This is a genomic window from Acinetobacter sp. USHLN143 (assembly GCF_037145695.1).
Taxonomy (GTDB): domain Bacteria; phylum Pseudomonadota; class Gammaproteobacteria; order Pseudomonadales; family Moraxellaceae; genus Acinetobacter; species Acinetobacter fasciculus.
The window spans coordinates 1-17,026 of the sequence record NZ_JBBCWZ010000064.1 but is presented as its reverse complement, the minus strand read 5'-3'; the positions used below and the strand labels follow the sequence as shown (position 1 = coordinate 17,026).

The 17,026-nt window shown below is 41.3% G+C and carries 12 protein-coding genes; 8 read left to right on the top strand and 4 right to left on the bottom strand.

The annotated features are described in order from the left end of the window. Positions 1 to 805: 805 nt before the first annotated feature. Entirely contained in the window at positions 806 to 2,512 is a 1,707-nt protein-coding gene (locus tag WFH18_RS13690) for a GGDEF domain-containing protein (protein ID WP_336755057.1), read from the top strand. A gap of 122 nt (positions 2,513 to 2,634) precedes the next feature. Here the strand turns inward: WFH18_RS13690 and WFH18_RS13685 are convergent, their stop codons facing one another. The 4 genes from WFH18_RS13685 to tenA form a co-directional block, all read right to left on the bottom strand. Beyond that, positions 2,635 to 3,489 (bottom strand): AbiJ-NTD4 domain-containing protein, encoded by an 855-nt coding sequence (locus WFH18_RS13685; protein WP_336755055.1) that lies wholly within the window; start codon positions 3,487 to 3,489, stop codon positions 2,635 to 2,637. Between the two features lie 117 nt (positions 3,490 to 3,606). Beyond that, the gene (gene uvrA, locus WFH18_RS13680; protein WP_336755053.1) at positions 3,607 to 6,438 is read right to left on the bottom strand and encodes an excinuclease ABC subunit UvrA; all 2,832 of its coding nucleotides are present in this window, start codon (positions 6,436 to 6,438) and stop codon (positions 3,607 to 3,609) included. A gap of 181 nt (positions 6,439 to 6,619) precedes the next feature. After that, positions 6,620 to 6,988 carry a hypothetical protein gene (locus WFH18_RS13675; protein ID WP_336755051.1) on the bottom strand — a complete coding sequence of 123 codons (369 nt, stop codon included), beginning with the start codon at positions 6,986 to 6,988 and terminating at the stop codon, positions 6,620 to 6,622. A gap of 219 nt (positions 6,989 to 7,207) precedes the next feature. After that, complete coding sequence (gene tenA / locus WFH18_RS13670) at positions 7,208 to 7,879, bottom strand: thiaminase II (RefSeq protein ID WP_004729210.1); 672 nt, start codon at positions 7,877 to 7,879, stop codon at positions 7,208 to 7,210. Positions 7,880 to 8,101: 222 nt separating this feature from the next. Between tenA and WFH18_RS13665 the strand changes: the two genes are divergently transcribed. The 7 genes from WFH18_RS13665 (at position 8,102) to WFH18_RS13635 (ending at position 16,792) form a co-directional block, all read left to right on the top strand. Beyond that, positions 8,102 to 9,190, top strand: coding sequence for a DUF475 domain-containing protein (locus WFH18_RS13665; protein ID WP_336755048.1), 1,089 nt, complete (start codon positions 8,102 to 8,104; stop codon positions 9,188 to 9,190). A 153-nt stretch (positions 9,191 to 9,343) separates the two neighbouring features. Then, positions 9,344 to 10,708 carry an MFS transporter gene (locus WFH18_RS13660; protein ID WP_017398000.1) on the top strand — a complete coding sequence of 455 codons (1,365 nt, stop codon included), beginning with the start codon at positions 9,344 to 9,346 and terminating at the stop codon, positions 10,706 to 10,708. Positions 10,709 to 10,759: 51 nt separating this feature from the next. After that, positions 10,760 to 11,347 carry a single-stranded DNA-binding protein gene (ssb, locus tag WFH18_RS13655; RefSeq protein ID WP_004281391.1) on the top strand — a complete coding sequence of 196 codons (588 nt, stop codon included), beginning with the start codon at positions 10,760 to 10,762 and terminating at the stop codon, positions 11,345 to 11,347. Positions 11,348 to 11,565: 218 nt separating this feature from the next. Continuing rightward, entirely contained in the window at positions 11,566 to 12,741 is a 1,176-nt protein-coding gene (locus WFH18_RS13650) for a tyrosine-type recombinase/integrase (RefSeq protein ID WP_005095121.1), read from the top strand. Continuing rightward, positions 12,722 to 14,323: a site-specific integrase gene (locus WFH18_RS13645; RefSeq protein ID WP_005095123.1), complete on the top strand. Its 1,602-nt coding sequence runs from the start codon at positions 12,722 to 12,724 to the stop codon at positions 14,321 to 14,323. Before WFH18_RS13650 ends, WFH18_RS13645 begins: the two co-directional genes overlap by 20 nt. Then, a complete protein-coding gene (locus WFH18_RS13640; protein ID WP_004281395.1) occupies positions 14,320 to 16,323 on the top strand; it encodes a hypothetical protein in 2,004 nt (667 codons plus the stop codon). The genes WFH18_RS13645 and WFH18_RS13640 overlap by 4 nt, the downstream gene beginning before the upstream one ends. Further along, on the top strand, positions 16,316 to 16,792 hold the full coding sequence (locus tag WFH18_RS13635) for a hypothetical protein (RefSeq protein ID WP_005095125.1): 477 nt from the start codon (positions 16,316 to 16,318) through the stop codon (positions 16,790 to 16,792). Before WFH18_RS13640 ends, WFH18_RS13635 begins: the two co-directional genes overlap by 8 nt. Positions 16,793 to 17,026: the final 234 nt, after the last annotated feature.

Sequence of the window (17,026 nt, the reverse complement as noted above, 5' to 3'; positions counted from 1 at the left end):
CTACGTTTGATTGGTTTTGGAAAAAAAGAAGAATTTAAGAAAGTGCTAGCAATTTTAAGAAAGAAAAAGCCTGATAGGACAAGGGTCCTATGAAATTTGTCGTGTACAGAGATAATCTTGACTGAAGCAATCGGCTTTACATTTTCAGGGGAATTTTACATAATATGAAAATCAAGTTAGAGTTCACATTTTCATAGTGATTTAGCCTGATTCTCCACAATTTTTTGTTTTATCGCCCAGCTTTCCCCAAGGTTGGGCTTTTTTTTGTCCCGCATTTTTTAATTCAGATCATTCTGTTTCTGAAAAAACCTTCAACTCAAAACAAGATGAGAAAAATAAATATTAGAATAATTTTAAGCGCCAAAATAGTGCATATTGAAAAGTAAAAATAGAGGTCTAAAATTCAATAGCTAAAAAAAAGCCCGATTTTCATAGAAAATCGGGCTTTTTTCGCCAAATTTGCGGGTAAACTAAAATATCTGCTGAGGAATAATTTAACTCGCCCTAATGCGGTGCATTATGCACCTATTTGTTGCAGGTGTAAATAGTGCAGAAAGCAAGTTTTTATATTTTTTAGCTGCTTAAGTTCCCTTGTTTTTGTAAGACTTTATAGGGAATTGTGGTTATGAAACCCTGCATTAAAGTTTCAAATGAACTAACTTAAGTATCTGAAAATAATAGATGATAAAAATTCATTAAAAACATAAGTGAAGTAAGACTAAAGGCTTTAAGACCATCCTGTTTTATTTGTATAATAATCAATCTATTTAGCTTTGCTTGTCATATTGGGGCGTAATACAACAGCATGAATACCTTACGCTCTGAGTGGATCAGTAAACGTTTGTACTGGTCAATGTCGATTATTATTTTATGTTTGCTTTGCATCTGTATTCCCTTAATTGTAAGTAGCAGTCAAAGTTATTTAAAATCCAGACAAACCTATCAACAATTGAATGCCTTACAGCAGGTCGCTGATCTGGCGAATAAAATTTCGCGTGAGCGTGCGCCTGCCAATAAAGCCATGTCCAGTTCGGTGCAGGAATTTTCCCAGCATCAGCAAGAGTTAATCAGCTATCGTCAACAGGTGGATCGGCAGCTCTCCCAGACGGTTGATGTCTTGACGGAGGTCGGTTTTAACAACCTGAATCAGCAACTTTCACAGCTTGAAATCAGCCTGAAAAAAGGACGTGCACAGGTTGATGCCTATACCCGGATGCCGCGTCAGCAACGCAGTGCGCAAGAACTTGATCAGGCAATTCTGGCCATGTTTGCTGCCTGGGAAAGTTGCCGTGAACTTTTGCGTGACGTGGCAGTGGCTTCAGATAGCTCATCTACCCCTCTGAATAACTATATTAGCCAGATTCTATTTTTATCTGATTTACGTGATCAGGCTGGTCGTGTCGCATCGTCTATCATGGCGCATGTGACTTTTGAAGCTCCGCTTCCCACTGAAAATATTACCCGCTCTTTACAGACCCAACATCAGGTGCGTTATTTGTGGGCCTTGATTGATACCCTTCAACCTGCTCAAGATAAGACCGAGGAATTCATTCGTTTACATCGGCGGGTAGAAATCGAGTTTATTCAGCAAGGCTTACCAATTGTGAGTGAGCTGATCAGTGACAGTCTGGAGCAACGTGACTACCGTTTGAGCGGAACAGAGCTGACTGAGGCGATCGTAGATAAATTTGCGACTGTGGTAGACCTGCAAACTTACCTACTGCAATACAGCAGAGATGCCGCTATTCAAGAAATGAACAGCAATATGCAGCGTTTGATCTGGAGCGTGTTGGTATCGCTGATTTCATTGCTGACCGCGATTTCAACCATGATTTTTGCACGTAAACAGGTTTTTCTGCCGCTAATTCAGGCACGCCGCATGTTGTTGAGTTTGTCTAAAAACTCGGGTCGTCAGAAAATTGATATGCGGCTGCGTGAAGTGAATCATTCTGATTCTTTATTCGCTGCCATTCAGAAATTGCAACAGATGTTGCAAGAACGTGATGCGCTAGAGTTCCGTTTAAAGAATATTGCCCATTCCGATTCTTTGACCGGGCTGGCCAACCGTTTTGCGTTGGAAGAATATATCCGCTTTATGGAAAATCAGCCGGGTCAATTGAGCCAGACCTGTTTGATGATTATTGATATTGATCATTTTAAACAGGTGAATGATCAATATGGGCATATTATTGGCGATCAGGTGATTCAACTGGTGGCCGAGCGTTTGCAAGCTAATGTCCGTGCTACAGATTTGCTGGTGCGTTATGGCGGCGATGAATTTCTGGTATTGATTGAAAATATCCAGATGCAGCAGGCATTGGTTGTGGCCGATAAAATCCGGGCTGAAGTGGCTGAGCGCCATATTGTGACTGCAGCAGGAGACGAGATTCAGATTTCGGTCAGTATTGGCGTAGCGATTGGTGCTGGCTCCTGGATAGCTTTATTGTCAAATGCAGATGATGCTCTATTCGCCGCAAAGGCCAAGGGACGTAATGCGGTGGCTGAGGTTTAGTTCAAAAGACTGCTCTCGCTACTTTTGAATTGCACAAAAGTAGCAAAATGCATTTGTTCGACTGATGCTAAGTCCCATTAGCACAGTCAAACAAGCAACATCCATGTCGCCAGTCATGTGATCTAATTTGGATGATCTCTGGTTTTGTCGATCAGATAGTTAATAAAATTTGTGCAGGCAACAAGCATAAATTTTGCATCGATATAAGAAAGATTTGATTCGTCTAACATTGCATGGCGAATACCATCTGCATCGGATGTATAACCATATAAAGATTTAATACTGGCTTTTAATGCAGGATGTATTGGATATTGTTTTTCAATTTGACCAATTGCATCACCTAAAGTTACTTTGTCCTTCTTTAATATTTTTTGACACATACCTTCTAATGCCGAAACAGATTCTTTAATCGAATTTCGATAGTCAGGCTTTTGACGATCTGACATCAGTTTTAAAGCTTTATTTAAATGTTGTTGAACACCTAAATATTGATTTGTATTTTCTAAAGCAGTTTCGATGGATTGAATTTCTTGTTCGGAAGTTATTGGAATGATTTCGTCATTTATAATTCGGTAAGCACTATTTTCACGCTCTAGCATATTGTTGATATTAGTTATAAATGAATCTTTATTACTTACTCTTTGATAGGGGTAGTGCTTAATTGTTTCTTCAATCAAGCTATAAATTTCGTGCCATGCACAATTAAAAAAGTAATCTCTAATTATTTTTAAAGAATCAGATGTCCATTGAGGGATGGTATCTGTAGGGTTTTTAAAAAGATTAAGCCAATAAGATTCTACTAACGAGTATATATTTGAATTACGGGTAAAAGAGCTTTGATTATGTCCATGTTCAATCCGATTCCAAATATAGCTATGAAAAACACTCCACAAACCATTTTTTAAAGCATCATCTATACTTTCTTTTTGAATAATGTCACGTACGGGCTTATAACCATATCTTTCAGAAAATCGCATTTTGTTCCCCCTCAAACAAATTTAAGAATAGATTTATTTTTTTAATCCACCCTAACCCTCCTTTGCGAAAGGAGGGAATGCCTCCTCTTTATCAAAGAGGAGGCTAGGAGGAGATTTTTATTTCAACAACGGCTTCAAGAATTTACCCGTATGTGAAGCTTTGACTTTCACGACCTGTTCAGGCGTACCTTCCGCAACAATCATACCACCACCCGAACCACCTTCAGGGCCTAAATCCACCACCCAGTCGGCAGTTTTAATTACGTCCAGATTATGCTCAATCACCACGATGGTATTACCCTTGTCACGGAGCTGATGCAGGATATCCAGCAGTTTGGCAATATCATGGAAATGCAGACCCGTGGTCGGTTCATCCAGAATATATAGGGTTTGACCAGTATCGCGTTTGGCCAGTTCACGTGCCAGTTTGACACGCTGTGCTTCACCACCAGAAAGAGTGGTCGCAGACTGACCCAGACGTATATAGCCCAAACCGACCTGATGTAATGTTTCCAGACGACGGTGAATCACCGGAATCGCATCGAAGAAATGCATGGCATCTTCAACGGTCATCTGCAAGACATCGGAAATATTCTTGCCCTTATAGTTTACTTCCAGCGTTTCACGATTATAGCGTTTGCCATGACAGGCATCACATGGCACATACATATCCGGTAGGAAGTGCATCGCTACCTTGATCATGCCATCACCTTCACAGGCTTCACAGCGGCCACCTTTCACGTTAAACGAGAAACGACCGGCAGCATAACCGCGTGCCTTGGCTTCTTGCGTCTGTGAAAACAGTTCACGAATCGGGGTAAATAGGCCGGTATAAGTCGCCGGATTGGAACGCGGGGTACGTCCAATCGGACTCTGGTCAATATCTACCACTTTGTCGAGGAACTGTAAACCATCAATCGATTCAAACTTTTCCGAAGTTAAAGTGGTGGCACCATTGAGCTGGGTCGCCGCCAAAGGTAACAAAGTCCGGTTAATCAAGGTCGATTTACCTGAACCGGACACCCCGGTAACACAGGTCATAATACCTAAAGGAATGGTCAGACCGACTTTTTTCAGGTTATGCCCGGATGCTCCCATTAGCTTGATCTGTTCTTTAGGCTTAGGCGGTTGAATCCGTTTTTTCGGCACTTCAATTTTTAATTTTCCGGATAAATATTTTCCGGTCAGCGAGTCCGGATTGGCCAGAATTTCATCATACGTTCCTTCGGCAATCACATGCCCACCATGCACACCGGCACCCGGACCGATATCAATAATATGATCGGCGGCACGAATCGCATCTTCATCATGCTCGACCACCAGCACGGTATTGCCCAGATCACGCAGACGGATCAGGGTTTGCAGCAGACGGTCGTTATCACGCTGATGCAGACCAATTGACGGCTCATCCAGCACATACATGACGCCCATCAAACCGGCACCGATCTGTGAGGCCAGACGGATTCGCTGCGCTTCACCACCAGATAAAGTTTCGGCAGAACGGGACAGGCTGAGATAATTCAGGCCGACCGAAACCAGAAAGTGCAGACGTTCACGGATTTCCTTGAAAATCTTGTCGGCAATTTCTCCACGGGCACCTTCCAGATGAATGTCTTGATAATAGCTTTCAGCATCGCCAATCGACATACGGGTAATATCGGCAATGGTCTTGTCCAGAATTTTCACATTACGCGAAATTTCATTTAGACGTGAACCATCACAGGCATCACAGGCAGCATTGGATAAATATTGCGCCAGATCATCACGGACATAATTACTTTCAGTTTCACGATAACGGCGTTCCAGATGCGGCAAAATTCCTTCAAAAGGAATGACCCGATTATGGCGACGACCACGCTCATCGATATAGCTCAGATCAATTTTTTCTTTGCCGGTGCCGTACAGAAATTTTTTCTTGGTATCGGCATCCAGTTCATTCCACGGCGTTTCTAGCGAAAAACCGAAATGCTCGGCGACTTTCTGGATCATGCTGTAATAGTAAGGACGCTGACGGTCCCAACCACGAATCGCGCCTTGGCTAACGCTGACCTCAGGATTAGGAATCAGTTTGTCGGCACTGAAATGGCTGCGGGTCCCTAGACCATCACAGACCGGACAGGCACCAAAAGGATTGTTGAATGAAAACAGGCGTGGTTCCAGTTCAGCCACTGCACGGTCACATTCCGGGCAGGAGTGTTTGGCTGAAAACACACGATCGTTATGCTCGCCCTTCATCCAGGATAAAATTGCGATATCACCACCGAGACGTAGCGCGGTTTCAAAACTTTCTGCAATACGGTTACCCAGATCATCACGAACCTTAAAGCGGTCGACCACCACTTCAATGGTATGTTTTTTCTTTTTATCCAGCTCAGGTGGTGGATCAATTTCCATGATCTCGCCATCCACTCGGGCGCGGACAAAACCCTGACTTTGTAGCTGTTCAAACAGCGCTGTATATTCGCCCTTACGTTCGCGCACGACCGGTGCTAACAATAACAGCGCAGTGCCTTCTTCCAGTGCTTTGACTGCATCAACCATTTCAGTGACTGTTTGTGCCACCATCGGCAGGTCATGTTCCGGACAGAACGGTGTACCGACACGTGCATACAGTAAACGTAAATAGTCGTAAATTTCGGTAATGGTTCCCACGGTAGAGCGTGGGTTATGACTGGTCGATTTCTGCTCGATGGCGATGGCTGGACTCAAGCCCTCAATCGAATCGACTTCCGGTTTTTCCATTTGGGAGAGGAACTGGCGGGCATAGGCAGACAGCGATTCCACATAACGGCGCTGACCTTCGGCATATAAGGTATCAAAGGCAAGCGAGGACTTACCTGAACCAGACAGTCCCGTAATCACCACAAACTTGTCGCGTGGTATATCAAGGTTCACATTTTTCAGGTTATGGGTACGTGCGCCTCGAATACGGATGTGGCTTTGGCTCATGCAAGGATCCTAGAATATTCATCAAAAACCCTTATATGATACCGGATGAAAAATGTTCAAGTGCAAATAAAAGTATTTTAAACGTCAAGTTATGTCGGTGATTGGTCAATTCATCACAACATTAAGAAACACAGCAGCAGATTGTCTAAATATTCACAATGACTGTAGGTCAGGTAAATACCTAACAAGCCGCTGCATAGCGGCGTTCAAAGATAGATTCAATCTCTTCAAAGCAGCAGTCACGTGGCACATCATGATGCAAACGTGCATAAAAATTGACTTCATTTTCCAGAATATGCAGAAAGTCCTCATAGTCTTTTTGGAAAAAATCCAGGTCGAGCAAATCGTTACGTCGCGCCTGATGACAGCGATACTTTTCAATAAATTTCAGCAGGTGTTTCTGGATATGTGTGTTGGTGTGGTAAATCAGATAAGTCGCTGCCGAACCACAATCTGGACAGCCTTGTTCCAAATAGATTTCTTCATTGTTGAACCAGCAACATTGCAGGGTAAAAAATGCCCGAATCGCTTCGGTGCCTAAAGTATTCATATCATCTGCCTCTTTCCGGGATTGATTTTATTAATTGATAATTATTCTCAATTATTGTGCGGCAATTTTGGGCTTATAGCTAGGTCTAGCGTACCGGCCCGTTCTATCCTTGTTTTTTTCAGACTAAGCCGTTTTTATGATCAATTCATGACAGTAGAAATTTTTTTAAACGGCTATAACCGAAAAGCCCTGTCTTAAACAGGGCTTTTTCTATTCGTCTTATTCATCCAGACCAGGCCACTGGCGTTGCTCAAAGGCACTATCCCAGAATAACCATTCCAGACGGGCCGCATGCGTATAAGCTGCATGCATTTTTTCTAGTGTATCGGCATCAACACGCGCCGCAACACGGTCAACGGTCGCAATCACATTCCGCACCGCAGTGTGGAATTCTTCTCCTGAATAGGTATCCACCCAAGCCTGATACGGATTATTCGGCGCAGAGTTGTCGACAATATCTTTACCAACTTCGGCATAAATCCAGAAACAAGGCAGCAACGAGGCTAGCACCACCGGGTAGCTTTCTGACCAGGCGGTCGAAGTCAGATAAGAAGTATAGTGATGACATGCCAGCGTCAACGGTGTCTGCTCAAATTGCTCTTTGCTAATGCCAAAATCTTGCATAAAGCCATCATGCAGGCTACGTTCCACCACAATCGCAATTTTGGCTGCCTCGGCAAACTGGATTACATCGTCCGCTTCAAAAGCTTTGGCGGCACACACGGCCAGTGCACGGCCATAGGCCAGTAAATAATGCGCATCCTGAATCACATAATGACTAAAGGCTTCACGGCTTAAAGTACCTTGCGCCAGTTGCTGATTAAAGGGCAGGGCCAGGGTCTTCTGATAAAGTCCGAGATTACGTTGCCATACCTCTTGTGAAAAACTCATGCTGAAAATCCTTTGCAGTTCAAGTTAAACCATGCGGCACTATAGCAAAGATCGGGCTGTTTAAAAGATCGGCAAATTTTAAAAACAGAAAATAAGATAAAACAGCTCAGGAAGTGCTTTGGTTTATGCGCTAAAAGTTTCATAATTAGCTTAACTTTTCCTATTCGTATAGCTGCTCTCTCGCAGCCATACATTTATTTAATTTATCCAAGGTCGTTGTGTATGTTGAAACATTTTGGTTTCTCGATTGCATTTTCGATCGTGTGTCTTGGTATGTCTGCGTATTGGGGTTATACCCATGGTCCTGACGCAGGCCTGCAAACCATGCTCACAGCGCTGACCATTACCGCTATTCTGGCGATTATGGAAGTGTCGTTGTCCTTTGATAACGCGGTTGTCAATGCCTCAGTCCTACGGGGTTGGGATCATTTCTGGAAAATGCTGTTCCTGACAGTCGGTATTCTGATTGCAGTTTTCGGGATGCGTTTGATCTTCCCGGTGGTCATTGTTGCAGTGACTGCAGACCTGGGCTTTATGGAAGTGGTACGTCTGGCCCTGAATGATCCGAAAGAATATTCAGCACGTTTAATGGCACATCATCCTGAGATTGCTGCTTTTGGTGGTGCTTTCCTGTTGATGGTGTTCCTGAACTTCTTCCTGGATGAAGAAAAAGACACGCACTGGTTCAGACGGGTGGAACGCCGTCTGTCTAATCTGGCCAATGTGCCGGCAATGTCGGTGTTTATCGCACTGGTAGCCTTGTTAATCATGGCAGCCAATGTCGATGAAGCTAAGCGTCTGGCAGTGACTATGGCGGGGATCTGGGGCATCGTGATTTATATCGGGGTGCAGGTCCTGAGCCATATGCTCGGTGGTGAACCGGAAGTCGATGAAGAAGGCAATGCCATTCGTCATGATGAAAATGGCGTACCGACGGGTGTGGTGAAAGCCGGTATTGGTGGTTTCCTCTATCTAGAAGTCCTGGATGCCTCTTTCAGTTTTGATGGCGTGATCGGTGCCTTTGCGATTACCTCAGACGTGGTCATCATCATGCTGGGTCTGGCAATTGGTGCGATCTTTGTCCGTTCAATGACGATTTATCTGGTTGAGCAGGGCACATTGGATGCCTATATCTATCTGGAACATGGTGCGCATTATGCCATCGGTGCACTGGCTTTCATTATGATTGCCAGCGGAACCGGTCTGCATGTGCCAGAAGTGGTAACCGGTCTGATCGGTGTAGCCTTTATTGTCTGGGCAGTATTTGCCTCGATTCAATACAAAAAGCGTCAGGCGGCTTTAGACAAATAAAGCGCTGTTCCTGAATAAAAAGCGTAGCTCCGGCTGCGCTTTTTTGTTTTTAGATTGGCATCATCTTTATTTCAAATAAAATTCATGTCTTATTAATGAGCTGAATGTCCTATAATCTGGGCTCCAGATTAATTAACCCAATCGCCATAATTTATGATGAATGCTTTAGAACGTCGTTCAACCTTTGCCCTGAGCAGTATTTTTGCACTGCGCATGCTGGGGTTGTTTATGATTATCCCGGTGTTTTCTGTGGCAGGGCAGGCATATCAATATGCAACACCTGCACTGATCGGTTTGGCGGTCGGGGTCTATGGTCTGACCCAGGCTTTATTGCAGATTCCATTCAGCCTGATTGCCGACCGTTACAGCCGTAAGCCACTGGTGGTTTTAGGGCTGCTACTATTTGCGCTGGGCGGTGCAATTGCGGCCATGTCGGACACCATTTATGGCGTGATTATCGGCCGAGCGATCGCCGGTGGTGGTGCAGTATCTGCTGTGGTGATGGCGTTGCTGGCAGATGTCACCCGTGAAGAAAACCGCATGAAAGCCATGGCGATAATGGGCATGAGTATCGGCCTGTCTTTTGTGGTGGCCTTTAGTCTGGGGCCTTGGCTGACGGGTCTGGTTGGCATCTCGGGATTATTCTGGGTGACTACGGTGATGGGCCTGGCGGCGATTGCCATGCTGTTGATGGTGCCTAAAGTCACGCGGCATCATAAAAACTTTCAGCAAGGCTATCTGGCACAGTTGAAACAGGTAATCAAAATCGGAGATCTGAATCGTCTGCATGTGTCGGTTTTTACCCTGCATTTATTGCTCACCGCGATGTTTATCTATGTACCTTCGCAGCTGATCGAATTTGCTGATCTGCCACTGTCCAGTCATGGCTGGGTATATTTGCCGCTATTGGTGCTGAGCCTGTTTTTTGCTTTTCCAAGTATTATCCTGGCAGAAAAATACCACAAAATGCGCGCGATTTTTCTGGTGGCCATTACTGGCATTATTCTGGGTTTGATAGTGATGGCATTTGGTTTTGAATCAAAATATGTCTTGCTGATTGGCCTAGGGCTGTTCTTCATTGCCTTTAATGTCATGGAGGCTCTGTTGCCGTCTTGGTTGTCGAAAGCGGCACCGATCCAGTCCAAAGCCACCGCGATGGGCGTAAATGCCAGCAGCCAGTTTTTAGGTGCTTTCTTTGGCGGTATGATTGGCGGACAATTATTACTGCTGAACAATACCTCGATGGGCTGGAGTATCCTGACAGGGATCGCGATAATCTGGCTGCTGATGAGTTTTGGCCTGGCTCAGCCACGCTATCTGTCATCACTGGTGTTGCGTTTGCCGGAAAGCAGACAAACTGACGAATGGACTTCTCAGCTTTTGGCGATTCGTGGTATTGAAGAGGTCGTGGTGATGTCTGAACAGCAAGTTGCCTATGTAAAAGTCGATAAAAAGCAGATTGATGATGCTTCGCGACAACAATTAACGCACTTGTTGGGTAAAGAGGTAGCCATTTAAGCATAACTCTTATAAAGTAAAATACAGAAATATATAGGAAGTAAACGGCAAATGCGTGGTGTAAATAAAGTTATTTTAGTGGGTACTTTGGGTAAAGATCCGGAAACCAAAACTTTTGCAAATGGTGGCTCTCTCACTCAATTCTCGATCGCAACCAGCGATTCGTGGACAGATAAAAGTACCGGTGAACGTAAAGAACAAACGGAATGGCACCGTATCGTGTTGCATAACCGTTTAGGTGAAATTGCGCAGCAATATCTTCGTAAAGGTTCAAAAGTATATATTGAAGGTTCATTACGTACCCGTCAGTGGACTGACCAGAATGGTCAGGAACGCTATACGACGGAAATTCGTGGTGAACAAATGCAGATGCTAGACTCTAGCCGTCCTCAAAATGATCAGGGCGAGAGCAGCTTTAACCAGCCACGCTTTAATAACAATAATCAGGCGAACAACAACCAGGGCGGTTATGGCAATAACCCGCAATCAGGTTATGGTTCAGCACCACAGCAAGGCGGTTTTAACAACAACCAGGGCGGCGGTTATGGCAACAATAACCCGAGTGGTTTTGCGCCAAAATCTGCACCTGCTCCAACAGCAGCACCTGCAGCAGATCTAGATGATGACCTTCCATTTTAGATCATATATAGAGATAACTTGTTAAGTTATTAAAGATAATATTGTTTTAAATTTATTTTGATTCAAATATTTATCTAAAGAAATAGCTCCTTTTATTTTGTAAATAAGAGGAGCTATTTTTTTTAACTTTAAAAATGTTAAGTTAAAAGTGCATATATAATTTCTTTTGTTAAGTTAGTATGTTAAAAATAATCATATCTAATCAGGAAAAATACTATATGGATATAGAGGTTATCTTGCATGAATCAGGAGGAGAGCTTTTACCCATACTCTTAGATGATGAAGGAATGCCTATACCTTTACCTAATGAATTTATTTTGTCTAAACGGGCTTCTAGTTCTAATACATTGGTAAGAAATCTAAGAGAATTAAAATTATTTTATCAGTGGATGCAAATACATAAGATTGATCTGCATGAAAGATTGATTTACAAGAAACCATTTACAGAAGCAGAAATTGTTGGAAGTCTTGTTGAGTATCTAAGAAAGGATCATGAAATTAAACATAGAACTATTAAAATTGCTGTGAGACCAGATACTTTCAATCAAAGACTCATTACGATTAAGCAGTTTTTAAATTGGTATATTGAGACTTATATCGGTACGTTGCCTTTTACTTCAGATCATTACCAATATTACGTTGAGTATAAAAAAAGACTTATATCCTTGTTAGATCGTTGTTCTATAACCTCTCCTCCGACTAACAGAACCCTTTCAAAGGGGTTAACTGATAACGAGCAGTCTAATCTAATTAAATTAATCAAACCTAAAAAGGGAAATAAGAATCCCATTGAGCATAGAAACTATATTATGGTTATGCTCATGCTCTCATTTGGTTTTAGACCTGGAGAGGTGCTTAGTTTGAGAGTAGAAGATATACAGCTTGGGGGAATATCTTCTATACGAGTACACCGGCGACCACCTGACTCTCGGGATATAAGAAGACCTAGACCTCAAATTAAGAGAAATGGGCGGGTGCTCGCAATCAATGATAAGTCACTTGCGATAGCACTAGATCTCTACATTACAACATGGAGAGAGATGTTAGATGAAAGAAATCAGACAGATATTGAATGGGATTATCTGATTCTTAATAAAGAAGGCACTCCTCTTTCACATGCATCTGTTACCCAATATTTTCAAATCTTGAGAAAAAAGCATTCGAAAGTTCTGCCCCCTAATTTTAGTCCTAAATCTCTAAGGCATACTTTCTCTGCATCGATGGAGAGATTGCTAAGAGAAGCTGGTATTGAAGAGGAAAATAGGAAAAAAACCTTAGCTTATTTGAGAGGAGATAGTTCTTTATCTTCTCAAGATGTATACACATTTAAAGAAACTGAATTGGAAGCCAATAAGTATTTAGGACAGTATCAACGTGAAATTTTCGGCATCTAAAGCTGTGCAATATGAATTATTTGTAAATGAAAAGGGCTGGAGAGAGATTCCAGATTTTATTATTAGTCGTGAAGGGAAACGGGTAAATACAGCAGGTGATTTATGGAACTTACCCTATGCTATTGATACTTCTACTTCTAAATTGGATTTCTCAAAAATTCCAAATGAAAATTTAAAATGGGTATTAAAATCTTTCATCATTGAAAAGATTGAAAGAGTGTCTACTCATGCAGGTTTGCAGCATTTTCAAGATGTTTGGGGAAAGTTTTTCCGGAAAAATATAGAAGTAATAATCTCTGCTCAAGATATTGAAGAAACTCTAATTTCAGTAGTTGAAAATGCGATTAATTTGGGTCGAAAAGAGCAGAATCTTTGGACATTATATAGACCAATACAATGGTATTTTTACGGAGCTGAGCATTATCCTGAATTAGGTTTTTCAACAGCTTATGCTAGTTTGTTGGAAACTATGCCTATTCCTGCTAATCCTAAAGGCGAAGCTGTACGGATGGAAGATCCAGACTTAGGACCTTTAAATCATAGCTTGGAACTTCCTCTACTCATTCAGGCCTTAAAAAAAGATCAGAGCCAAGAATTCGAACATTTACAACAAAAAGCTGCTGTTGCTCTTTCTATTGCTTATGGCAGAAATCCAGCCAATTTAACTTATTTAAGACATTCCGATCTAGTTAATTTAACCCCTGAATCAGATGATCCTGTTTACGTCTTAAGAATTCCACGTATTAAAAAGAGGCTACTAAGTCCACGAGATGATTATGTCGAAGAGTTTCTTGATCGAGTTTTCGCAGGGTATATTCATGACCTAATCAAAGCTAATAATGAAATTGATGCGGTTCTCTACCATGAGGGTAAAAAAATACCAAATCCCCAGCCAATATTTTTAAATACAAAAGGCAATGAGGCAGCACTATTATCTGGCGATTATGAGAATGCTTATAATTTTTCCTCTTCAATGATTACTTATTTAATTAAAGGTTTTGTAAAAAGACACAATATTATTTCTCCTCTGACAAAGGAGTTAATGCATGTTACAACTCGAAGACTTCGCTATACCCTTGCAACAGGTTTAGCTGCTGAAGGAATCAGTAAAGCTGCTCTAGCTAAAATTCTGGACCATACTGATACTCAGCATGTCCAGGTATATTTTGAGCTAGCGGGTAAAATCGTTATTCAGCTTGATAAGGCAATCGCAAAAGGATTCTCTCAATATCTTAGCTATTTCTCTGGACATATTATTGACTCTTCAGAGGATGCTATTAATGGTGATAACCCTGAAAAATATTTAGTTTTTAAGGGAGATAAGATTGAAGATGAGATAGAAGATATTGGAGTATGTGGTAAATCTTCTATATGTCATTTAGATCCTCCCTTTTCTTGTTACTTATGTCCAAAATTCCAGCCTTATAGACATGCTGACCACGAATATGTGCTGGAAAGTCTCCTTAATAGCAGAAATGAGCGCTTAGAAAAATATGAAAATGCTCGTTTAGGAATCCAGTTGGATGAAGTTATTTTTGCTGTAGCCCAAGTAGCAGAAGTTTGTAAAAAGGAATATGTATGAGCAGTGGAAAAGTTCCAAGAAAATCAAAGGTTATTCCTTTCTTAACAAGCTTGCAAATCGACCGACAAGTAAACTTTAATAATCTTGTTGCTAAGGCAAAATTATTAAAGTTAGAGGGATTTGAACTTATTCAGTGGGATGAAGAAGTTTGGGAAATAACAGGTGGACGTTTATTGCAACAAAGCGGAAGAAATAGTCTTTCGGTTACAATGAGCTTTAGTTACTCACCAAAATTGGGTGGAGATAGAATTGGAGGAGATTGGGAGAAATTAGCAAAAGCTTTATTCCTGTTAAGGCTACACTCCAAACAACAAATCATATCGAATCAAAGAGAGTTTGTATTAGCTATTGGTTATATCGCTACTTTTGTTAATCAGCGTAAGGTTTCGATTTACGATATTACTAGAGAGGATCTGGAGCGTGCCTGTAATGAGATTGCAAAAGACTATTCACAATCAACAGCCTACAATTTACATAAGGCGGTTGCAGAGTTTGCAGCACATCTTGATGTAAATGGCCTATGTAAGAATTTCCTTAATTACAAATATTCCAAGCAAAAAAGACCAGAATCTGTAAATGCTGTTGGTACTAAACGATTAGATGATCCAGATACTTTGATAACCCATGAAAAGGTATTAGCACCAGTGGTCTTTAAAGTGCTGGGACAGCTATATCAAAATGTACCTAAAGATCATAAATACCGTTTTTACATATTGTTATTAACTTTCTTTGCTTGCACTGGTAGGAGATTCTCTGAGCTTTCTTTATTGCCTTTTCAGAAGGTTCAAACTGATAAGGATGGTGTGGCTTATTTGGAGTATTTCCCTCGAAAAACCTCTAAAGGCAATACATTCACACCTATAAAAAAATTATATTTACCCTCAGAGACATTAAATATCTTAGAAGATGTTATTTCAGAGGTTCATGCTCTTACTGAGAAATGCCGAGACAGTGCTCTTGAAATGCATAGATCTCAAACGGTAGATCTTAGATTTTTAAAAAATTGTCCTGAAAGAGTTTATAAAGAAGATTTAAGGAAACTACTTATAAATCCTAATATTTTGGATTGCACTAGTAGATTGACTAAGGATGGTTTGGTCTTCCCTGATTATGAAAAATTAACTTCTACAGGTCATAAGCCTAAGAGTCCAATACGTTATACAAACCATGAAGGGCTTAAAACTTACTGTGAATATAATTTCAATCGAAGGAGTCTTTTACCAATTCATACTGATCAATTCGGAAAAAAATATTATTTACACGATTTAATGTTTTTACGTTATTACACAATGTCTAGTGGTATGAGCGAAGCTTACTGGTTACCTGTAGAGTGTACCCATTCAATGCTCACTACCTTCTTGAGATATATAGATGACCTAGTAACTGAATTTGTTGGTATAGAAGATATTCCTGAATTCACCACCCATGATTTTAGGCATACTCTAAATACAATATTGGATGAAGGTGGTTTATCTGATCTTTTACAAACAGAATGGTTCGGACGCTCAGATCCTAAAGATACAAAAGCTTATCAACATACCAGTCCTGAAAAGAAAGCTCTCATTATTAGAGAGCAGATAAAAAATGGTGAAGCTGGAGGAATGCTGGCTGAACAGATAGTTAATTTGCCTATTAGCATACAAGATGCTGTGCTAGAAGCACGAGTTCAAGCTGTGCATGATGTAGGGACAGGATTATGCATCCATAACTTCTCACAATTGCCTTGTGAACGTCATTTACAATGTTCTGCTGATTGTAAGGATTATGTGTGGGTTAAAGACGATAAGAAGCGTTTAGAGGAGCAAAAGCGTATTCTGGCTATCACAGTACAGGCACAAGAGACAGTACTCCAGCAAAAACAATCAAAGCGTGTAAAGAAAGGTTTAGATTGGGAGTTGCATAATGAAAAGAAAATTGGTGTCCTGACAAAGCAGCTAAAAGATAACGGTGTAGTTGAGTTTGATCCAAAAGCTTATTTAGAGGAGCTCTCAAATGCCTAGTAAATTTCAGCGTATGACTGAGCGTGATGAGTCGAGAATCATTCGTGAACTCAAAAAATGGGGATTAGGCCATCATGGTTCAAAGTTAACTTGGGCAATTTTAGAAGATCGGTTCAAATTTTCTCGACAATCAATGCAAGCAAAGCCTGCAATTAAAGCAGCTTATGATGTGGCTAAACAGGCCTTATCCAAGGGCAGCGTAACCCCCAAAGAGGTATTAGACGAAACTATTGAGGAGTTAAAAGCGGAAATAGCTGCATTAAGGATACAGATCAACAATTTCCAGGAGAAAGAACAAAAATGGAAAAAGAGATGGCAGCAGATTGCCTATCATATTCGGCAAAAAGGTATCCAAATGAGTGATGTTGATAAGCCTGTTCATCCTGAATCAGTCTTACCTAGCCATACAATTACCGAAAAGACTTTAAAAGAATTCGATAAAGAAATTCCCTTTTCAGGACGTGTTTGATAATTTTTTTAAGAAGTTATCACGCTTTTTAGGGCAGACTGATATGCTCGTAACTCGATTAGTTGTGAGGAGCATTTCGCTCTTGCATTAGCTATCTTGTTTTTGATATTTGGAAAGTTCACCGTAAGCGTCCGCTGAATCCCATGCCTATTTTTTAATTTTGGTCGGATTTCCAGCGGTGTGGCAGTAATTCTTCTATTTGGGTCACTTTATGTGTCGGCAACCTTTTCAGCA